17 protein-coding genes are annotated in these 18374 nt (G+C 68.7%); 8 read left to right on the forward strand and 9 right to left on the reverse strand.

All coding sequences use genetic code 11. The features are described from left to right. Window position 1: 1 nt before the first annotated feature. From Q0309_RS18460 to Q0309_RS18485, 6 genes are read right to left on the reverse strand one after another with little or no spacing between them, the layout of a single operon-like run. Window positions 2–775 carry a hydrogenase expression/formation C-terminal domain-containing protein gene (locus tag Q0309_RS18460; RefSeq protein ID WP_299444750.1) on the reverse strand — a complete coding sequence of 258 codons (774 nt, stop codon included), beginning with the start codon at window positions 773–775 and terminating at the stop codon, window positions 2–4. Window positions 776–782: 7 nt separating this feature from the next. Continuing rightward, the gene (locus Q0309_RS18465; protein ID WP_299444752.1) at window positions 783–1082 is read right to left on the reverse strand and encodes a HypC/HybG/HupF family hydrogenase formation chaperone; all 300 of its coding nucleotides are present in this window, start codon (window positions 1080–1082) and stop codon (window positions 783–785) included. 17 nt (window positions 1083–1099) lie between these two features. Continuing rightward, window positions 1100–1705 carry a HyaD/HybD family hydrogenase maturation endopeptidase gene (locus Q0309_RS18470; protein ID WP_299444754.1) on the reverse strand — a complete coding sequence of 202 codons (606 nt, stop codon included), beginning with the start codon at window positions 1703–1705 and terminating at the stop codon, window positions 1100–1102. Further along, on the reverse strand, window positions 1698–2441 hold the full coding sequence (cybH, locus tag Q0309_RS18475; protein ID WP_299444756.1) for a Ni/Fe-hydrogenase, b-type cytochrome subunit: 744 nt from the start codon (window positions 2439–2441) through the stop codon (window positions 1698–1700). Before cybH ends, Q0309_RS18470 begins: the two co-directional genes overlap by 8 nt. A gap of 57 nt (window positions 2442–2498) precedes the next feature. Beyond that, entirely contained in the window at window positions 2499–4295 is a 1797-nt protein-coding gene (locus tag Q0309_RS18480; protein ID WP_299444758.1) for a nickel-dependent hydrogenase large subunit, read from the reverse strand. Window positions 4296–4327: 32 nt separating this feature from the next. After that, a complete protein-coding gene (locus Q0309_RS18485; protein WP_299444760.1) occupies window positions 4328–5443 on the reverse strand; it encodes a hydrogenase small subunit in 1116 nt (371 codons plus the stop codon). Window positions 5444–5783: 340 nt separating this feature from the next. Between Q0309_RS18485 and Q0309_RS18490 the strand changes: the two genes are divergently transcribed. The 4 genes from Q0309_RS18490 to Q0309_RS18505 are packed head-to-tail and all read left to right on the forward strand — an operon-like array spanning window position 5784 to window position 9326. Next, window positions 5784–7007, forward strand: coding sequence for a hypothetical protein (locus Q0309_RS18490; protein ID WP_299444762.1), 1224 nt, complete (start codon window positions 5784–5786; stop codon window positions 7005–7007). Continuing rightward, window positions 7000–7341 carry a hydrogenase maturation nickel metallochaperone HypA gene (hypA, locus tag Q0309_RS18495; protein WP_299444764.1) on the forward strand — a complete coding sequence of 114 codons (342 nt, stop codon included), beginning with the start codon at window positions 7000–7002 and terminating at the stop codon, window positions 7339–7341. Before Q0309_RS18490 ends, hypA begins: the two co-directional genes overlap by 8 nt. After that, window positions 7341–8186: a hydrogenase nickel incorporation protein HypB gene (hypB, locus tag Q0309_RS18500; protein ID WP_299444766.1), complete on the forward strand. Its 846-nt coding sequence runs from the start codon at window positions 7341–7343 to the stop codon at window positions 8184–8186. The genes hypA and hypB overlap by 1 nt, the downstream gene beginning before the upstream one ends. A 24-nt stretch (window positions 8187–8210) precedes the next feature. After that, the gene (locus Q0309_RS18505) at window positions 8211–9326 is read left to right on the forward strand and encodes a hydrogenase maturation protein HypF (protein ID WP_299444768.1); all 1116 of its coding nucleotides are present in this window, start codon (window positions 8211–8213) and stop codon (window positions 9324–9326) included. A gap of 492 nt (window positions 9327–9818) precedes the next feature. Here the strand turns inward: Q0309_RS18505 and pth are convergent, their stop codons facing one another. After that, window positions 9819–10523: an aminoacyl-tRNA hydrolase gene (gene pth / locus Q0309_RS18510; RefSeq protein ID WP_299444770.1), complete on the reverse strand. Its 705-nt coding sequence runs from the start codon at window positions 10521–10523 to the stop codon at window positions 9819–9821. A 769-nt stretch (window positions 10524–11292) separates the two neighbouring features. Between pth and speD the strand changes: the two genes are divergently transcribed. Together speD and Q0309_RS18520 are read left to right on the forward strand one after the other, a co-directional pair. Beyond that, on the forward strand, window positions 11293–11676 hold the full coding sequence (gene speD, locus Q0309_RS18515) for an adenosylmethionine decarboxylase (protein WP_299444772.1): 384 nt from the start codon (window positions 11293–11295) through the stop codon (window positions 11674–11676). An 82-nt stretch (window positions 11677–11758) separates the two neighbouring features. Continuing rightward, entirely contained in the window at window positions 11759–13015 is a 1257-nt protein-coding gene (locus Q0309_RS18520) for a type III PLP-dependent enzyme (protein ID WP_366940667.1), read from the forward strand. Window positions 13016–13106: 91 nt separating this feature from the next. Here the strand turns inward: Q0309_RS18520 and Q0309_RS18525 are convergent, their stop codons facing one another. Then, a complete protein-coding gene (locus Q0309_RS18525) occupies window positions 13107–13826 on the reverse strand; it encodes a VPLPA-CTERM sorting domain-containing protein (RefSeq protein ID WP_299444775.1) in 720 nt (239 codons plus the stop codon). Window positions 13827–15338: 1512 nt separating this feature from the next. Between Q0309_RS18525 and Q0309_RS18530 the strand changes: the two genes are divergently transcribed. Then, window positions 15339–16595, forward strand: coding sequence for a nucleoside transporter C-terminal domain-containing protein (locus Q0309_RS18530; RefSeq protein WP_299444777.1), 1257 nt, complete (start codon window positions 15339–15341; stop codon window positions 16593–16595). Continuing rightward, window positions 16589–16801 (forward strand): MT-A70 family methyltransferase, encoded by a 213-nt coding sequence (locus tag Q0309_RS18535; protein WP_299444779.1) that lies wholly within the window; start codon window positions 16589–16591, stop codon window positions 16799–16801. The genes Q0309_RS18530 and Q0309_RS18535 overlap by 7 nt, the downstream gene beginning before the upstream one ends. Window positions 16802–16813: 12 nt before the next feature. On the opposite strand, the gene Q0309_RS18540 is transcribed toward Q0309_RS18535, so the two are convergent. Beyond that, complete coding sequence (locus Q0309_RS18540; RefSeq protein WP_299444781.1) at window positions 16814–18076, reverse strand: pitrilysin family protein; 1263 nt, start codon at window positions 18074–18076, stop codon at window positions 16814–16816. Window positions 18077–18374 lie beyond the last annotated feature (298 nt).

The following is an 18374-nucleotide window of genomic DNA, read 5'->3' on the forward strand; positions in this document are numbered from 1 at the left end:
CCTACAGGTACGCGTCCCGCAGTGATGCCAGCCGTTCGGCCGAGTCCGCGAAGTCCTCGGTGGCGGCGCGGGCGGCGGCCGGCACGCCGCCGATCTCGATGGTGTCCAAAACGACGGTGTCCGAGGCGTTCAGGTAGCGCACCGTCCACACCCGGCGGAGGGCGGTGGCATCGATCTCGCAGGCGCCGTACTCCTGGCCGCGCAGGCCGAGCCCGCCCCGGCCGAGCGTCTGCCGCACATGCTCCCGATCGCAAGGCGACAGCGGCAGCAGGGTCAGGTTGATCACGTGGTTGGGCCGGTCCGGGGCGCCATGCGCGGCGTGCCAGGCGATTTCCGTCAGCACCGGCATCACCAGGGGCGAGGCGTCGGCCGGGACGGCGCACTCCAGGCTGGCGGCGTCCTTCGGTGCCGTGTACGCCGCGACGACGGTCGGGATGGCGGCGACCTCGATCCAGCGGGCCACGGTTTCGCCCGCCGCGTTCTGGCGGTGCAGGCGCCAGACCCCGGTGAGCACGGATTCCTGGACCGTCACGGTCGTCCCGTCCGGGCCGTCGAGCCGCCCGGCGATCTCCCCGCGCCCGAGAACCTGATCCAGCAGACGCAGTCCGTCCGGCGTGATGTCGTCCAGGGCGAACACTTGCGCGGGGGTCTCGGCGGTCTGGGTCCGCAGCGCCGCCAGCATGGCCTCGATCAGGGTCAGCGCCTCCGGGGCGCGGGCGGCCAGCGCCTCGGCCTCGATCAGCGCGGCGGCCGGGGAAAGGCGGTCTCGGGTCATGGGTGTCTCACGGGTCCGGGCGCAGGTGTGGCGGCAATTCGGGCGCGCGCTCGATCAGGTCGGCGAACAGGTGGTCGACCGAGCCACCGGCCAGCGCCGTGTCGATGGCGTCCAGCGCCCGGTCGATGGCGCGGGCCTCGTCCTCGGTCAGGACTTGGCGAGCGGTGTCCAGGTGCACCAGCACCCAGGCGCCCACCGGCGGCGGATCGATCAGCACCAGCGAAACCGTTCGGGCCTCGCCGCGCCCCTCGCAGCGCGCCGACAGGCCGTCCACCTCCAGAACCTGCATGGGAATGCCCAGGCACATGCCAGCGTCGCCCTTTCTCAGAACCCGGCGGCCGAACAGCCGTCCGTCCGTTCATAGGCGGCGCGGTCGAGGCCGTGGCGCAGCAGGCCGTCCTCGCCCGCCTCCAGCGGCACGGGCCGGGGCGTGGCGGTAATCCCCCACGCCGCCAGTTCCGCGACGGCCAGGGCGACGGCCTCGTCAAGGCACGCCGCCACCTCCGGCGTCAGCGGCCCGCCCCAGGTCTCCAGGTCGCCCGCCTGAACGCCGATCAGCGTCAGCCGGGTCGGGTAGCCGCCCAGCAGGTCGGCGGCCGACAGCACCTCTTGGAAGCCGGTCTGGTGCAGGCTCATCTTCTTGGCGCCGGTGAAGCGGGGCACCTCGTCGCCGCGCACCACCATCAGGTCGCCCGGCGTCCGGCCATAGTCCACGGCGTCGAACACCAGCAGATTGTCGGCGGCCTGAACGTGCTGCACCAGGTACAAGCCCTGCGTCCCGCCGTCCATCACCTCGACCGTCTCCGGCAGGGCATGGCGGCGGTACAGCGCCTCGGCCGCGCGCACGCCGAACGCCTCGTCCGCCCACAGCAGGTTGCCGATGCCCAGGACCAGGGTGCGGCCGCCCGGATCGCCCGCGCCCTCAATCATCCCGGTTGTCCTTGAACATGCGCTCGCCGGAAATCATGGTCGAGATCATCGACTGGCGCGACATGATGTCCTCGCGCACGGCGGCGTAGATGTGGAGGATGATGTAGCAGACGAACGCCCACATCCCCAGGTGGTGCCACGTATGCACCGACTGGCTGTTGGGGAAGATGTCGAACACCCAGCCGAACAGCGCGTACTGCCAGCTATCCAGGCCGGCGCCCTCGGCATAGAGCGCGAAGCCGGTGATGATCATGAAGAACATGCCCAGCGTGAACACAATGAACATCACGAACTGGGCCAATGGGTTGTGGCCGACGTACTTCTTCGGCCAGCGGCGGTAGAAGAAGTACCAGCTCGCCTCCCACACCACGCCGTCCCAGTAGTCCTTGCGCCAGAACGGAAACGTGAACAACTGGCGGCTATGGTGGTTGCCGACGAAGGCCCAGTAGATGCGCACCAGCCAGCCGATGGCCAGCACGTACCCGGCCGTGAAGTGGATGAAGCGGATGTAGCCCATCACGTACCAGTCGCTGGCCTCGCCGCCAACGCTCGGCAGGGGGCTGGCGATCAGATAGCCGGTCACCGCCAGGGTGGTGATGGCCAAGGCGGTGACCCAGTGCCAGACGCGCACGGGGCCTTCGTAGACGCGGATGGAGGTGCGCTCGGTCGAGGCCGAGGCGTCCTCGGCGGTGGCGTCCGCCGCGTGGACATCGCTTCCGGGGGGAGGAGGGGTCATGGTGGTCACTCCGTCATATCGGGGCCGTTGCGGCGAGAGACGATCGTCGCGCGCCGCTCAGCGCACCACGACGGCGCTCTTTTCCTGGCCGTCCGGGCTCATGACGTGGGTCGAGCACGCCAGGCATGGATCGAAGGAGTGGATCGTCCGCAGAATCTCCAGCGGCTTTTCCGGATCGTGCAGCGGGGTGTCCAGCAGCGCCGCCTCGTAGGCCCCGATGTTGCCGGCCGGATCACGCGGCGAGCCGTTCCAGGTGGTCGGCACCACGCACTGGTAGCTCTTGATCTTGCCGGCCTCGATCTCCACCCAGTGACCCAGGGCGCCGCGCGGGGCCTCGGTAAACCCGGCGCCGCGCGAGCTGTGCGCCCACTGCCGGGGCTCCCACTTGTCGGTGTTGGCGGTGCTCAGGTCGCCGGCCTTCAGGTTGGCCATCAGGGCGTCGAAGCTTTCCTTCAGGCGGTGCGCCGCCCATTGGCATTCCAGCCCGCGCGCCGCCGTGCGGCCCAGGGTGGAGAACAGGGCGGTGATGGGCACATCCAGCTTGCGCAGGGTGGCGTCCACCGGCTCCTTGAAGTCCGGCCGGCCCATGGCGTAGCCGATGACGAAGCGGGCCAGCGGTCCTACCTCCATTGCGTGGCCGCGCCAGCGCGGCGCCTTCAGGTAGGAGTACTTGGCGGCCTCGTCCAGCGCCTCGATGCGGGTCGACGGATCGCCCTTGGTGTTCGGCCCCAGCACGAAGTTGGGGTCGGTCACACCGTCGAACGGGTGCAGGCCCTGGCTCTCGTCGTCGTACGTGTACCAGGAGTGGGACACGAACTCCTGGATCTGCTCGGGGTCCTTCAGGTCCACCTCGTGCACCGTCGACAGGTCGCCGCCGATGATGGCGCCGCGCGGCAACATCAGGCTGTCGTTGGTGTGAGTGTTGGCCAGCGCCGGCATGTCGCCATAGGACAGCAGGTTGGTGGACGACAGCCCGCCGCCGTGCATCCAGTCCTTGTAGAACGAGGCGATGGCCAGCAGGTCCGGGATATAAACCTGTTCGATGAAGGCCAGCGACTGGTCGATGATGGAGCTGACCATATTCAGCCGCTCCATGTTGACCGCGCCGACCGATCCGGTGCCGTCCAGGTTGATGGCGCACGGCACGCCGCCCACCAGCCAGTTGGGGTGCGGGTTCTTGCCGCCGAAGATGGTGTGGATCTTGACGATCTCCTTCTGGAAGTCGAGCGCCTCCAGATAGTGCGCCACGGCCATCAGGTTGGCTTCGGGCGGCAGACGGTAGGCCGGATGCCCCCAGTAGGCGTTGCGGAACGGTCCGAGTTGGCCGGACTCGACGAACCGCTTCAGGCGGGTCTGCACGTCGCGGAAGTAGCCGGGCGAGGACATCGGCCAGCTTGAGATCGACTGCGCCAGCGACGAGGTGGCCTTGGGGTCGGCGTTCAAGGCGGAAACCACGTCCACCCAGTCCAGGGCGTGCAGGTGATAGAAGTGAACCAGATGGTCCTGCACATACAGCGTCTGCTGCATGATGTTGCGGATATGGTTGGCGTTCTTGGGGATCTCGATGCCCAGCGAGTCCTCGACCGCGCGCACCGAGGTCAGCGCGTGGGTGCCGGTGCACACCCCGCAGATGCGCTGGGTGAAGGCCCAGGCGTCGCGCGGGTCGCGGCCCTTGAGGATCAGTTCCAGGCCGCGCCACATGGTGCCGGTGGAGACCGCGTTGCGGATCACGTTGTCGTCGTCGACATTCACTTCCAGGCGCAGGTGACCCTCGATGCGGGTCACCGGATCGACCACCACGCGGCGGCCGGAGTTGTCCAGGGAAAAGCCGTTGGGCGTGCTCATCGTCGTCATCAGTCAGGTATCCTTCCTTCCATTCCCTGGACTCAGCCGTTGGTCTTGTCGGCCTGGGCCTGCCGTTCGTTCTTCATGTCGCGTTTGTCGGCGGCGTGCTTGACCACGCTGGCGGCCGCGTGGGCCACAACGGCGCCGCCCGCCACGGCGGCCACGGTGCCGCCGATGGCGTCGGCGTTGCCCTCGATCGGGAAGGGCTGCACCGTCGACAGGCGCGAATAGAACGGTCCGTTGTCCCAGAAGTCCTTTTCGGAACAGCCGATGCAGCCGTGTCCGGACTGGATGGGGAAGGACACGCCCTCGTTCCAGCGCACGGTGGAACAGGCGTTGTAGGTGGTCGGGCCCTTGCAGCCGACCTTGTAGAGGCAATAGCCCTTGCGCGCGCCCTCGTCGTCCCACTCTTCCACGAACTGGCCGGCGTCGAAGTGCGGCCGGCGGTAGCACTTGTCGTGGATGCGCTGGGAATAGAACATCTTCGGCCGGCCGTGGCGGTCCAGCTCCGGCAGGCGCTCGAAGGTGAGGATGTAGGTGACCACGGCGGTCATCACCTCGGCGATGGGCGGGCAGCCCGGCACCTTGATGACCGGCTTGTCGGTGACGACCTTGTCGACCGGCGTGGCCTGGGTGGGGTTGGGCTTGGCCGCCTGGACGCAGCCCCACGAGGCGCAGGAGCCCCAGGCGATCACCGCCTGCGAGTCGGACGCCATCTCCTTCAGGCGGTCGACGAACGGCCGGCCGCCGGGCAGGCAGTGGATGCCGCCGTCCTTGAGCGGCGGATTGCCCTCGACGGCCAGGATGTAGTTGCCCTTATGGGTCTGGCGGATCTCGTCGAGGATTTCTTCCGCCTGGTGACCGGCGGCGGCCATGATGGTGTCGTCGTAGTCCAGCGAGATCATCGACAGCACCACATCCTTCACCAGCGGATGCGCCGAGCGGATGAAGCTTTCGGTGCAGCAGGTGCATTCCAGGCCGTGCAGCCAGATCACGGGAATGCGCGGCTTGGTCTCCATGGCCTGGGCGATGCGCGGCGCGAAGGCCGGCCCCAGGCCCAGCGACGTGGCGGTCAGGCCGCAGAAGGCCAGGAAGCTGCGCCGTGAAATGCCGTGGCGGCGGATCACGTCATAGAACGTTTCGGAACCGGTCGACATGGTGTTTCCCCCTGGAGAAGCGTCTTGTTCTGCTTGCGCCGCGCGGGGCGGCGAAGAAGCCTGAACCGGGGCGGTGCGGGCGGCCGGTGCCACACGAGGCGGCGTCACATGCGCGCGGAACGTTGGTCAACACCCTGGAACAGAAGCCCGTTTTCGAATGCGGGACAGCCCCCAACACCAGTGCCGCCGTCCCCGCTTTCGGATTCGCATTGACAATTCTCAATCCAGAAGAGAAAACCATATTTCGCGTCGGGTCTGCAAGCGGTTTGATTCTTTCTTGCAAGACTCGGGGCGGGGCGGCGGCGCCATGCTGCACGTGCGAAACGCCTGTGGAGGCAACATGGATCACGACCCGGGGTCACAGGCGCGCGCGGGCAGGGCGGGACAGGACCGCCTGTCGATCGCCCTGACCGTCGACCAGGGCCGGGTCGCGCATGTCGCCCTGGACTCGACGCGGCGACTCGATGCGGTCCGGGCGCTGGTGGGGCAGCCCATTGGGGTAGCGGTGGGCCTGATCGGCAGGGTGTTCACGCTGTGCGCCAAGGCCCAGACGGTGGCGGCGGTCCAGGCGGCGGAGGCGGCCACGGGCCAAGCGGTCTCCGGCGCGACGGCGGCGGCGCGCCGGGCGCAGGTGCTGTGCGAGGCGGTCGAGCAGAGTGTGCTGCGCATGGCGCTGGACTGGCCGGCCGTGGCGGGGACGGCGCCGGATATCGCGGCGGTGCGCCATCTGCGGCGCGGGCTGGAGGCGGTTCGGGGGGCGGCGGCGGTGCCGGGCTGGAACCAGATCAGCGGCGTTGCCGAAGGCAGCGTATGGCCGCCGCCGGATCTGGCCGAGGCGCTGGAGCCGGTCACTCTCGGCATCCGGGCCGTTGTGTTCGGCGACGCGCCGGTCCCGGAGACCAGGGCCTCTCTAGCGCGGCTGGCCGACTCTCCTGGCGCGGCCGTGGCCGGCGCCCTGGCCCTTGCCCTGGACGTCACGCCGGACGGGGCGCCGGGTGAACCCGTGGCGCCGTTGCGCGGCTGGACCCTGGCGGAGATCGCGCGGCGGCTCAGCGGGCCGGGCGCCGCGGCCTTCGCCGCCCGCCCGGACTGGCACGGGGCGCCGGCGGAAACGGGGGCATTGGCCCATTTCATCGGCCACCCGTTGGTGCGAGGATTGCTGGACGACGGTGCCGGGCTGGCCGCCCGACTGGCCGCGCGGCTGCTGGACCTGGACCGGATGCTGGCCGAACTGGCGGACCTTGCCCAAGGCCCGGGCGCGGCCGACCCAACGGTGTTCGCCGACGGGCCGGGCTGTGGCCTGTCGGCGGTGGAGACGGCGCGGGGCCTGCTGGTGCATCGGGTGGTGGTCGCCGGCGGGCGTGTCGCCGACTGGCGCATCGTCGCGCCGACCGAGTGGACCTTCCACCCGGACGGTGCCCTGGCCCGCGCGCCGCTCGGCTGGCCGACCGGCGACCGGGCGGTGCTGACCCGGCGCGTGCAGCTTCTGGTCGCGGCCATGGACCCGTGCGTGGGCCATGACGTGACGATCCGCGAGACCGCCCCCGAGGTCGCTCATGCATGAAATGGCCCTGACCGAGAGCATCCGGCGGATCCTGGAGGGCGAGGCCGAACGCCACGGCTTTTCGGCGGTGCGGGTGGTGCGGCTGGAACTGGGGGCCTTGTCACACGCTGACCCGGAGGCCCTGCGCTTCTGCTTCGACGCCGTCATGCGCGGATCGCTGGCCGAGGGGGCGCGGCTGGAGATCGAACGCCCGCCCGGCACCGGCTGGTGCATGGTCTGCGCGCGGGAGATCGCGGTGGGGCAACGGTTCGACCCGTGCCCCTATTGCGGCGGTCACCAGATTCAGGTGACGGCCGGCGACGACATGCGAGTCCTGGACCTGGAGGTGGTGTGATGTGCGGCATATGCGGATGCGGGCAGGCGACGGTGGACGGGCGCCCCGGACAGGGCGCGGTCCCTCACCACCATCACCATCATGACCATGCCCATGACCACCACCATCATCATGATCATCATCACCATCACGACAGCGGGGCCGAGGCGGCGCGGGTGGTCAAGGTCGAGCAAGCCTTGCTGGCCGAGAACGACCGCCTCGCCGCCGCCAACCGGGCGTGGTTCGCCCGGCGCGACGCGCTGGTGCTGAACCTCGTGTCCTCGCCCGGCTCGGGGAAGACCACCCTGCTCGTGCGCACCATCGACGCGTTGAAGGGCACGCTTCCCATGGCGGTGATCGAGGGCGATCAGCAGACCGACCTGGACGCCGACCGCATCCGTGCAACCGGGGCACCGGCGGTGCAGGTCAACACCGGCAAGGGCTGCCACCTCGACGCCGCCATGGTGGCGCGCGCGGCCGCGTCGCTGGATCCGGCCGACGGGACGCTGCTGTTCATCGAGAACGTCGGCAACCTGGTTTGCCCGGCCGCCTTCGACCTGGGCGAGGCGCACAAGGTGGTCATCCTGTCGGTCACCGAGGGCGAGGACAAGCCGTTGAAGTACCCCGACATGTTCCACGCCGCCGACTTGATGATCCTGAACAAGTTCGACCTGCTGCCGCATGTGGCATTCGACGTCGACCGCTGCGTCGACTATGCGCGGCGGATCAATCCCGGTCTGTCGGTGCTGCCCGTGTCGGCCACCAGCGGCCAGGGACTGGAGGCGTGGTACCTGTGGATCCTGGCGCGGCGCTCTGCCCGGGCGCGCACCGAGGCGATGGCCGGGGATATGGCGGCACCGGCGTGATGCGTTTGTCGAAGGGTACGGACCATGTTTGACTCGGAAAGCGTCGCCTGGGAAGGCACCATCGCCGGCGTGCCGCCGGCTCCGGTGGTGGGCATGGGCGCGTTCCTGAAGGCGTCGGTGGCGGTGCTGGGCGACGGCCGCGCGGCGCTGTCACAGCCGGCGGGGGACCTGGGCGCGGCCGAGACGCGCGCGGCCTATGACGCCCTGGTGCCGGCCATGCTGGAGCGGCTGGGGGCGGCGCCGGTGGTGGTGGCGCACGACCTGCACCCGGACTTTCACTCGACCCACGCGGCGCGGGCGTTGGCGGACCGGACCGGCGCGGTCGCGCTGCCGGTGCAGCATCACCACGCCCACATCGCCGCCGTGGCGGCCGAGCACGGCCACACCGGGCCGCTGCTGGGGCTGGCCCTGGACGGCTTCGGGCTGGGGCCGGGTCATGAATCCTGGGGCGGGGAACTGCTGAGCGTGTCCGGCGCGACGTACGAGCGTCTGGCGTTCCTGCGCCGGCTGCCGCAGCCGGGCGGTGACGTGGCCGCCCGCGAGCCCTGGCGCATGGCGGCGGCGGTGCTGCACCTGTTGCGGCGCACCGACGACATCGCCGCCCGCTTCGCCGACCAGAAGCACGCCGCCATGCTCGGCCAGATCCTGACCCGGCGGGTGAACTGCCCGGAGACCAGCTCGGCCGGGCGCCTGTTCGACGCCGCGTGCGGTCTGCTGGGCGTGCACCCTGTGGCCGAGTTCGAGGGGCAGGCGCCCATGGCCCTGGAACGCATGGTGACCAAGCCCAGGGTGATGGACGACGGCTGGGCGATCCGATCGGACGGCTCGCTCGACCTGTTGCCGTTGATGGCCGTGTTGGCCGAGAATAAGGAGCCGGAGCCGGGCGCCGACCTGTTCCACGGCACCCTGGCCGCCGCCCTGGTGGACTGGACCGACCGTGCCGCCGAGGCCGGCGGCGTGCGCACGGTTGGCCTGTCGGGCGGCTGCTTCTTCAACAAGGTTCTGACCGCCGGTGTGCGCGATGGCCTGATGGCGCGCGGCCTGCGCGTGCTGACGCACCGGGGCGTGTCTCCCGGTGACCCGGGCCTCAGCCTGGGCCAGGCCTGGATCGCCGCGCATCATGCGGCGGCGTTGGTGTGACGCGAATGCGGAGAAAAATGACGGTCCCGGCGCAAGACCCCACCCCAACCCTCCCCGTAAACGGCTATCATATTCACCCTTCTTTTCCCGCCAAGCCACAGGTCGCGGCCCTGGCGGAAACGTGATACCGTCCGACGAAGCTGCGGAGCCGCGCGCCCCGAAGGGGCGCTGCGGCGAAAAAACAAGGACTCGGCATCACCGGCGCCCAGAAGCGACCAGCCGGACGAGTCAATCCAATCGTCGGGCAGTATGACTCGTCATTGCGAATCCTCGTCGCAAGACGAGGTTGAAGCAATACAGGGCGTAGGGCACCAGTATTCGCGCTGGATTGCTTCGTCGCTGCGCTCCTCCCAATGACAAGCGCAAGTGAAGATGTGTAAATCGGATCGCATTTATGGGGGAGGTCGGGAGGGGGTTCAGGCGACCGGACGCACGCTTGGTTACAGGACGCGTCCCCTCGGTCACCGGATCATGGGGGCAACGGCCCGGCCGTCACCCCCGACCCAGGGCCTTGCGCAGGGCCTCGCCGAGCGTGGTTCTGGGCGCATCGCTTGACGAACCGGTACCTGGCGGTGCGGGCGTGTCCTTGGCGGGCGCTGTGTCGGTCTTGGGGGGCTTCGCCTTGGGCGGCGGCCGGGTCGCCTGGGCCACCTTGCTCATGAAGTCCGAGTCCCGGCCCTGGAGCAGCAGCGGCACATGGTCCGCCAGGGCGTCCAGCAGGGGCTCCAACCAATCCTTGTCCGCCTTGGCGAAGTCCGACAGCACGTAGCCGTGCACCCGCGCCTTGTCGCCGGGATGGCCGATGCCCAGGCGCACGCGGCGGTAGGCGTTGCCCAGGTGGGCGTCGATGGACCGCAGGCCGTTGTGCCCGGCCGCGCCGCCGCCAGTCTTCATCTTCACCTTGCCCGGCGCGAGGTCGAGGTCGTCGTGGAACACCACGACGTCGGCCGGTTCCAGCTTGTGGAAGCGGGCCGCCTGGCCGACCGCCTGACCGGACAGGTTCATGTAGGTCTGCGGCTTGAGCAGAAGGACCTTGTCGCCGCCCAGTGTGCCCGAGGCCAGCGCGCCCTGGAACTTGGAGCGGAACGGCCCCAGGCCGTGGCGCGCGGCGATGGCGTCCACGGCCATGAAGCCGATGTTGTGGCGGTTGCCGGCGTATTCGGCGCCCGGATTGCCCAGGCCGACGATCAACAGCACGGGGGCCTCCGTCCCTCGGTCAACGCTTCCTCCGGGCTAGGTGCGTGAGCATACAAGGGGGCCCGGGCAGCGTCCACCGATGACACGGCTGTCGCCAGGGCAATCGGGTCAAGCGGCAACGCATCGCTGAGACGGGCCTCGGGGCCAGAGCCCTCACAAAACCCGTCAAAGGCTTATTCCCTTGGCTCCAGTAGAGGCGCGGTCTGGTACCCCGAGACAGCTCTCTGGCACACCATGTTGATTTTGCCGGAGCCAATTGAATAAGCCGGAGCGGCTATTGCGAGCCGCCGTCATTGGACGCCGGCGACATAATCCAGGGCTTGGTCATCGTGCATTCGCCCCGGAGTGCTTCAGTTTTGGTTTTTTTGAGGCGCAACGCGCAATGAAGGGTGGTGTGCTTTCCTCGCGAAGAAGCCGCCCATGCGGGTTTTCGCTCACGCTGGCGTCGGTCATCCGATTGCCCTGTATCGGGTCCCGATTTCACTTGCGCGTGCCGACGAATCACGTAAGGTACGCCCTCATTACGGACGCACTTGGCCCTGGGAACGGGCTGCCCGGTGCGTCTTGTTTTTTTTGGCACCAACCACAGATGAGGCTTGTTCGACGAAACAAGACCCTTCGGGTTCAACGCTGGTTAGAGGGAGCTGGAACGATGCGCTATGCGTCCCCCCAATTGGCGGTGAATACTGAAGCGGAGGCCCAAGCAGCCCGAGCAGAGGTAAGATCCGTTCCGTCCGTCCACCTCAAGGCCGTCCCCAACGAGCCCCCCATGAGTGAGGACAGACTTGACCACTTCATTACCGAGAATGGGCTGACATTCGCGGGCCGGCACTTGATCCTCGACCTTTGGCAGGCCAAGGGCATCGACGATCTGGAGCGTGTCGAACAGGCCATGCGGGAGGCCGTCCGGGTCGCCGGCGCCACCCTGCTGCACATCCATCTGCACCACTTCTCGCCCAACGGCGGGGTTTCGGGCGTGGCGGTGCTGGCCGAATCCCACATCAGCATCCATACGTGGCCGGAATGCGGCTATGCGGCCCTGGATATCTTCATGTGCGGCGACGCCGAGCCCATGAAGACCATTCCGGTGTTCCGCGCCGCTTTCGAAACCAGCCAGAGCCAGATCGCCGAGCACAAGCGCGGCGTGGTCTGAGCCGGGGTCCGGTCCCTGACGTGAGTGTGAGTGGTCCGGCCGCGGGGCGACCCGTGGCCGCGTCCCCTGCTGGAGATGGCCCATGTCCTCCATTGCCCTGCGCGCGGATGCCGCGTGCGCGCCGCCGCCGGCCTGCCGGCTGGAGCCGGCGCCCGGCGGCCGTGCGCTCAGCGTTGTGCGACGATCCCCCGAGTGGATCGCGCCCGGCCTGACGCGCAAGATCGCCGCTTTTCTCGACCAACACCCCGCCACCCCCTGTCTGGTGGTCGACCTGGACGTGGTCGAGGCGAACTACCATGCCCTGCGGGCCGCGTTGCCCGAGGCCGAGGTGTTCTACGCGGTCAAGGCCAACCCGGCGCCGCCCCTGGTGGCGCGGCTGGTCGGCCTGGGCGCGTGTTTCGACACCGCCAGCGTGCCGGAAATCGACCTGTGCCTGGCGCTGGGCGCCGATCCGGCCGACCTGTCCTATGGCAACACCATCAAGAAGGCGGCCGACATCGCCGCCGCGCACGCGCGCGGAGTGAGCCTGTTCGCTTTCGACGCCGAGGAAGAGCTGCGCAAGATCGCCGCCCACGCGCCGGGCGCGCGGGTGTTCTGCCGCCTGCTGACCGACAACGCCGGCGCCGAGTGGCCGCTGTCGCGCAAGTTCGGCTGTTCGCCGGCCATGGCCCACGACCTGATGCGTCTGGCCGCGCGCCTGGGGCTGGAGCCGGTGGGGCTGTCGTTCCATGTGGGCTCGCAGCAGACCGACCCGAGCCAGTGGGACCACGCTTTGGAGCCTGTGGCGCGGCTGTTCAACGACCTGCGGGCGGACGGTCTGGCGCCGTCCATGGTCAACCTCGGCGGCGGCCTGCCGACCCGCTACACCCGGCCGGTGCCGGAGGTGGCGGCCTACGGCGCCCGGATTCGCGACGCCGTGGCGCGCCTGTTCGACACGCCGCCCCGGTTGATCGTCGAGCCCGGGCGGGGCCTGGTTGGCGACGCCGGTGTCCTGGAAACCGAGGTGGTGCTGGTGGCCCGCAAGGACGCCAGCGAGGAGCGCCGCTGGGTCTATCTGGACGCCGGTCGCTTCAACGGGCTGGCGGAGACCGAGGGCGAGGCCATCCGCTACCCGATCGCCACCGCTCACGCGACCGATGACGAGCCGGACGGCCCGGTGGTTCTGGCCGGCCCCACCTGCGACAGTGTCGACGTGCTGTACGACCGCGCCGGCGTTCGGCTGCCGTTGTCGCTGAAGGCGGGGGACCGGCTGCGGCTGTTGTCCACCGGGGCCTACACGACCACGTATTCGACCGTCGGCTTCAACGGCTTCGCGCCGCTGGCGGCGCATTACGTGTGACGGCGCTGGCCGCCGCGCCCCCTCAATGGAAAAACCCGCCCTGGATCGTCCGGGGCGGGCTTCGTCTTGACTGCGTCGGGAACGGGTGGGATCAGGCTGCGGTTGCTGGCGCCTTCCTCAGCCAGCGGGTGCCGACCAGGCCGCCCAGCGCCGTCAGCAGAAACCACGCGGCCGCCGGCAGCGGCGTGACCGTCAGACCGGCGACGGCGTAGTCGCCGACGCCCGCCTCGTCATTGGTGTCGCCGATGTAGGTCCACTTGATGGCCTTGACCTTTTGGTTGAGCGCGACGGCCAAGTAGCCGACATCGCTGGTGTCGACGACCTCCGTGTCATCGGCCTCGAAAGTGCCGCTGGTCGTCGCCCCGCCATCAAACGTCAGCGTGTACGCGCCAACCTCGTAAGGGTCGGCGGGTTCGTCCTGGCCGTCATTCGCCCAGAACAGGTCCAGGACGTAGAACTCCCCGACCAAGACCGCCGTGTCGAACACGATCTCGATCCACTCAGCGGTACTGGAGGCACTGATCTCATCATCCCCGACGCCCAGGCCATCGCGACCGCACGCCAGCGACGGATTGTGACTCTGGCAGACCGATTGAGAGACACCGTCCGTGCCGAAGTCGTCCGACGCCGTGACGGTGTAGCCGACCCCGAGGACCGAACCGGAAAAGGGATTCGTGATGGAATCGTTGGGGGTTCCGGCGGTGAAATCGATCAGGGCGGCGTGGGCAGGCGCGGCCGCGCCCATGGCCACCGCGAGGGCCAGGCCGGTCGCGGTCAGAACCGACAACGTCTTGTTGGCGAGCGTGTTCATCGTTCGAGCCTCCTAATGCATCCTGCTTCGGGGCGCGTCGGGGCGACCCACGATCTGAAAACGCTTTCGCGCTCGGCCGGACCGTCCGACCTGCATCTGAGGCTAGTTTTCACGGCTTTTTATCGAAAAGCCAGTCGGCCAGAAGTTGATCCACCATCCGGTGGAGCGTGGGCGCGGCCGGCAGTGCCCGCCACTTGACACACTCCACCAAATGGGGGAGGCGGCGAAACATCAGCAAACGCCTATTTGGTGGATGCATATACCCATAACTTTCGTATACCTTGAAGACATAGGCCTTCATTTCAGGCACCGTCACATCGTCGGCGAGAGGCGCTTGAAAATGCACGCGGGCGTGCGGATGACCCCGCCGTGCCCGACCCAGCAACGGTTCGGCGCCTCAGTCGAAAAATCGGCAAGCTGGGCATCCCGTTCTGGGACTATATCGGAACCCGACTGGGCGCCGCCGTCAGAAACCCCGTGCCGCACTTGCCTGACCTGGTCGCGGCGCGCTGCCAGGCCTGACCGCCCGGACTTTTGCCCCGGTTACAAAAATCGTTGGTAAGCAAAGGAAATTGCGGCGTTCGCGCCCTTTACGCGGCCCCGGAGGGGGCGCCGCGACCCTCCGGCGCGTTGAATCGCCACCCGGGACCCGGGCCGCGTTCCGGCGCCGGACTGACCACGCCAAAGGGCATATACCTCGTCTCGCGGTGCCCCGAGGGCTAGAGCAGATCGTTAGGGCGGACGCGATCCGCCCTATCCCCCGGGTCGTTCCCGAGGCCTGGACGGGCGCCTGGGCGGTATGCGCCCGGTCTCGCCGGAACGGCAACCCCTGTGCCAGCGGGGTGGGTGCGTCGGTTTCGATTGGGCGGTCCAAGGTGCTGTCGGCACCCGACTCGGCCCCGGCACCCGTCCCATTCAGGGTTATCCGATTCACACAGCCGTGAAGGCGGCGCCTTCCGATTGAACCCCCTCCCGGCCTCTCCCATGAATGGGTGAGGAGTCAGGCAGGCACCTTCCGGTGGGCTGGAGAGCCGACCGCAAGATCGGTGATGGCCGGACTCCCTCCGCGTTTACCTATCGTATTCACACCTCTATCGCCGCCAAGCCGGGACTTGCAGCCGCTACGGAAAAGTGTCCCGTCATTGCGAACCCTCGTCGCAAAACGAGGGTGAAGCAATCCAGAGCGTAAAGTGCAAATATCCGCCCTGGATTGCTTCGTCGCTTCGCTCCTCGCAATGAGGATATGAAGAAAAAGTGTGTAAATCAGATAGCCGTTTACGGGGAGGGTTGGGGTGGGATTCATCGCTTTTCTCGTCGCGCGGGCCATTCGCATGGTGGCGTTGCCCCCCATCCCGACGCCTTGGTCCCGCCGACGCTCGCCCCTATACTGCCGCGCCAGACACATCCGCGCTGAGACCGGCCGCAGAAAAGGCTGACCCTTTTCGAAGGCCGGCCGGCGCGACCGCGCCGGCGCCGCGACAGGGCGTCGGAGAAGAAGGAGGGGGACACGGCATGGAGGCGGGCCAGGGGCTGCTGGGGATCATCGCCATCGTGGCGCTGTGCTGGGGGGTGAGCGAGCGACGCGGGGCCATTCCGTGGCGGCCGGTGCTGATCGGGTTGGCGTTGCAGCCGGTGCTGGCGCTGATCCTGCTGAAGACGCCGGGGGCGGCCACCGTCTTCGTGTGGCTCAACCAGGCGGTGCTGGCGTTGCAGGAGGCCACGCGGGCCGGCACGTCGTTCGTGTTCGGCTACGTCGGCGGCGGCGATCTGCCCTTCGACGAGCCCTACCCCGGCGCCGCCTTCGTGCTGGCCTTCCAGGCGCTGCCGCTGATCCTGGTGGTCAGCGCCATCACCTCTGTCCTGTTCTACTGGCGCGTCTTGCCGGTGATCGTCGGCGCCGTCGCCTGGGGGCTACGCCGGGCCATGGGGGTGGGGGGCGCCGTCGGCTTGTCCTCCGCCGCCAACATCTTCGTCGGCATGATCGAGGCGCCGCTGTTCGTGCGCCCCTACATCACCGCCATGACCCGGTCAGAGCTGTTCATGATGATGACCGTCGGCATGTCCACCATCGCCGGTACGGTCATGGTCATCTACGCCGGGTTCCTGCAGGGCCTTCTCGACACGCCGCTGGCGCACATCCTGATCGCCTCGATCATCAGCGCGCCGGCGGCGCTGGCGCTGGCCATGATGCTGGTGCCGGGCGAAGACGACGAGACGCCCACCGAGGCGCGCCTTGCTCTGCCCCCGCCCGAGGCGCGCAGCACCATGGAGGCCGTGCTGCTGGGCACGCGCGACGGTGTGTCGCTGCTGATCAACGTCATCGCCATGCTGCTGGTCATGGTGGCGCTGGTCAGTCTGGTGAACATGGGCCTGGCCCTGCTGCCGGCGGTGGCCGGCGAGGCGCTGACGCTGGAACGCGTGCTCGGCTGGGTGATGGCGCCGGTGGTCTGGCTGATCGGGATTCCGTGGGACGAGGCGGCGGCGGCCGGCTCGCTGATGGGGATCAAGACCATCCTCAACGAGCTGCTGGCCTACGCCGGCATGGCGGGCCTGCCCGAGGACGCGCTGTCGCCGCGCAGCGAGCTGATCATGACCTATGCCCTGTGCGGATTCGCCAACTTCGGCAGCCTGGGCATCATGCTGGGCGGCCTGACCGCCATGGCACCGGAGCGGCGCGGCGATATCGTCGCCCTGGGCACCAAGTCCATCGTCTCGGGCACCCTGGCCACGCTGATGACCGGGGCGGTCGTGGGGCTGGTGTCGTGGTGACGGAAGAGCATTCGCGCAAGCCCGACGACCTCCATGACCTGATCGAGGCGTGCTCGCCGGGACCGCGCCTGGAGTTGTTCGCGCGCGGCACCCGCCCGGGCTGGACCGGCTGGGGCGATCAGGCCGACGACGGCTACCGGCCGACCTGGGCCACGGACGCCAATCACAGCGGCCGCGACCGACCGGCTGTTCCGGATGGTCAGTGAGCGCGATCTCCCCTAAAGCCGCGCCCGCAGCCGATCCAGCCGTTCCATGGCGGCGATGGCGCCGAGCGAGGCCAGGGTCGGCGGCGTCGTGAACAGGCGGTTGGCCACGCGGGTCACGGCCGCCTCGTCCACCGCGTCGAGTTCCGCCAGAACCTCGTCGTTGGAGATGGGCCGCCCGTACACCAGGATCTGGCGCGCGAGTTGCTCGCAGCGGCCGCTGGTGCTCTCCTGCCCCATCAGGATGCCGGCGCGCAGTTGCGCCCGGGCGCGCGCCACCTCGTCGGCGCAGACCGAGGCGCGCACCTTGTTGATTTCGTCGCACAGCACGGGGACCAGCGCGGCCACGTCGTCCGGCCCGGTGCCGGCATAGAGCGTGAACAGGCCCCCGTCCGTGTACGAATTGGCAAACGCGTTGATGGTGTAGGCTAGGCCGCGCTTCTCCCGCACCTCCTGGAACAGGCGTGAGGACATGCCGCCGCCCAGCAGCGTCGCCAGGACAACGCTCGCGTAGTAGTCGGGGTCGTCGTAAGACACACCGTCAAACCCAAGCACCACCTGCGCCTGCTCGACGTCGCGCGGCTCGCGGTACTCGCCGCCGGTGTAGCGGGCCGGTGAACCGGTCTCCGGCGGCGTCGGGTTGAGCGCGGTGAAGTGCCGCTCCACCAGGGCCAGCAGGGCGTCGTGGTCGACCCGCCCGGCGGCGGCGATCACCAGCCGCGACGGGCAGTAGTGGGCACGCTGGAAGCCGCCGACGAGGTCCGAACTCAGCCGGCCGACCGTCTCCACCGTGCCCAGCACCGGCCGGCCGAGCGGCTGGTCGCCGTAGGCCGTTGCCTGGAAGTGGTCGAAGACGATGTCGTCCGGCGTGTCGATGGACTGGAAAATCTCCTGCACCACCACGCCCTGCTCGCGCGCCAACTCGTCCGGGTCGTAGACCGAGTGTTGCAGGATGTCGGCCAGGATGTCGACGGCCAGCGGCAGGTCCTCGCGCAGCATCTTGGCGTAAAAGGCGGTATGCTCGCGCGAGGTGTAGGCGTTCATGTGGCCGCCCACGTCCTCCATCTCGACGGCGATGTCCAGGGCCGAGCGCCGGCGCGTGCCCTTGAACGCCATGTGCTCCAGCATGTGGCAGACGCCGTTGATCTCGGCCGGCTCGTGGCGGGCGCCAACGTCCGCCCAGACACCGACGGACACCGTCTCGACCGTGTCCATGGGATCGGTCACCACCCGCAGACCGTTGGGCAGGCGGGTTTCCCGAATCTCCGACGCTGTCATGATCCCTCCATGCCATCCGACCGCACGATCAGGACCCTTGGCACGGCGCGGCCCAGGGCGTCAATGCGAACCCGTCGCGCCGCCAGGGCAATCGGGTGAACGACGCCTGTGGGAGCGAAAACCCGCATGAGTGGTTTGCCTGCGGCCAAAGACACCGGCTAGCAATGACGGGTTTAGTGCGGGCCTCTCGCCCGGAGGTCCATCTTGGCGAAGATGCACCCCTTCACCCGATTGCACTGGTCGCGCCGTGCGGGCGGTCAGGCCCCATGCCGGTACCCTCATTGGGCCGGCGGCCGGG

The sequence above is a fragment of the uncultured Rhodospira sp. genome, assembly GCF_937138205.1.
Taxonomy (GTDB): Bacteria; Pseudomonadota; Alphaproteobacteria; order Rhodospirillales; family Rhodospirillaceae; genus Rhodospira.

What these genes read in the sequence shown, in the direction of transcription:
- Q0309_RS18525 (WP_299444775.1), bottom strand. Translation starts at nt 13,826, where the DNA reads ATGAACACGCTCGCCAACAAGACGTTGTCGGTTCTGACCGCGACCGGC.
- speD (WP_299444772.1), top strand. Translation starts at nt 11,293, where the DNA reads ATGAGTGAGGACAGACTTGACCACTTCATTACCGAGAATGGGCTGACA.
- Q0309_RS18465 (WP_299444752.1), bottom strand. Translation starts at nt 1,082, where the DNA reads ATGTGCCTGGGCATTCCCATGCAGGTTCTGGAGGTGGACGGCCTGTCG.
- cybH (WP_299444756.1), bottom strand. Translation starts at nt 2,441, where the DNA reads ATGACCCCTCCTCCCCCCGGAAGCGATGTCCACGCGGCGGACGCCACC.
- Q0309_RS18520 (WP_366940667.1), top strand. Translation starts at nt 11,759, where the DNA reads ATGTCCTCCATTGCCCTGCGCGCGGATGCCGCGTGCGCGCCGCCGCCG.
- Q0309_RS18470 (WP_299444754.1), bottom strand. Translation starts at nt 1,705, where the DNA reads ATGATTGAGGGCGCGGGCGATCCGGGCGGCCGCACCCTGGTCCTGGGC.
- Q0309_RS18505 (WP_299444768.1), top strand. Translation starts at nt 8,211, where the DNA reads ATGTTTGACTCGGAAAGCGTCGCCTGGGAAGGCACCATCGCCGGCGTG.
- Q0309_RS18540 (WP_299444781.1), bottom strand. Translation starts at nt 18,076, where the DNA reads ATGACAGCGTCGGAGATTCGGGAAACCCGCCTGCCCAACGGTCTGCGG.
- Q0309_RS18485 (WP_299444760.1), bottom strand. Translation starts at nt 5,443, where the DNA reads ATGTCGACCGGTTCCGAAACGTTCTATGACGTGATCCGCCGCCACGGC.
- hypB (WP_299444766.1), top strand. Translation starts at nt 7,341, where the DNA reads ATGTGCGGCATATGCGGATGCGGGCAGGCGACGGTGGACGGGCGCCCC.
- Q0309_RS18480 (WP_299444758.1), bottom strand. Translation starts at nt 4,295, where the DNA reads ATGACGACGATGAGCACGCCCAACGGCTTTTCCCTGGACAACTCCGGC.
- hypA (WP_299444764.1), top strand. Translation starts at nt 7,000, where the DNA reads ATGCATGAAATGGCCCTGACCGAGAGCATCCGGCGGATCCTGGAGGGC.
- Q0309_RS18530 (WP_299444777.1), top strand. Translation starts at nt 15,339, where the DNA reads ATGGAGGCGGGCCAGGGGCTGCTGGGGATCATCGCCATCGTGGCGCTG.
- Q0309_RS18460 (WP_299444750.1), bottom strand. Translation starts at nt 775, where the DNA reads ATGACCCGAGACCGCCTTTCCCCGGCCGCCGCGCTGATCGAGGCCGAG.
- Q0309_RS18490 (WP_299444762.1), top strand. Translation starts at nt 5,784, where the DNA reads ATGGATCACGACCCGGGGTCACAGGCGCGCGCGGGCAGGGCGGGACAG.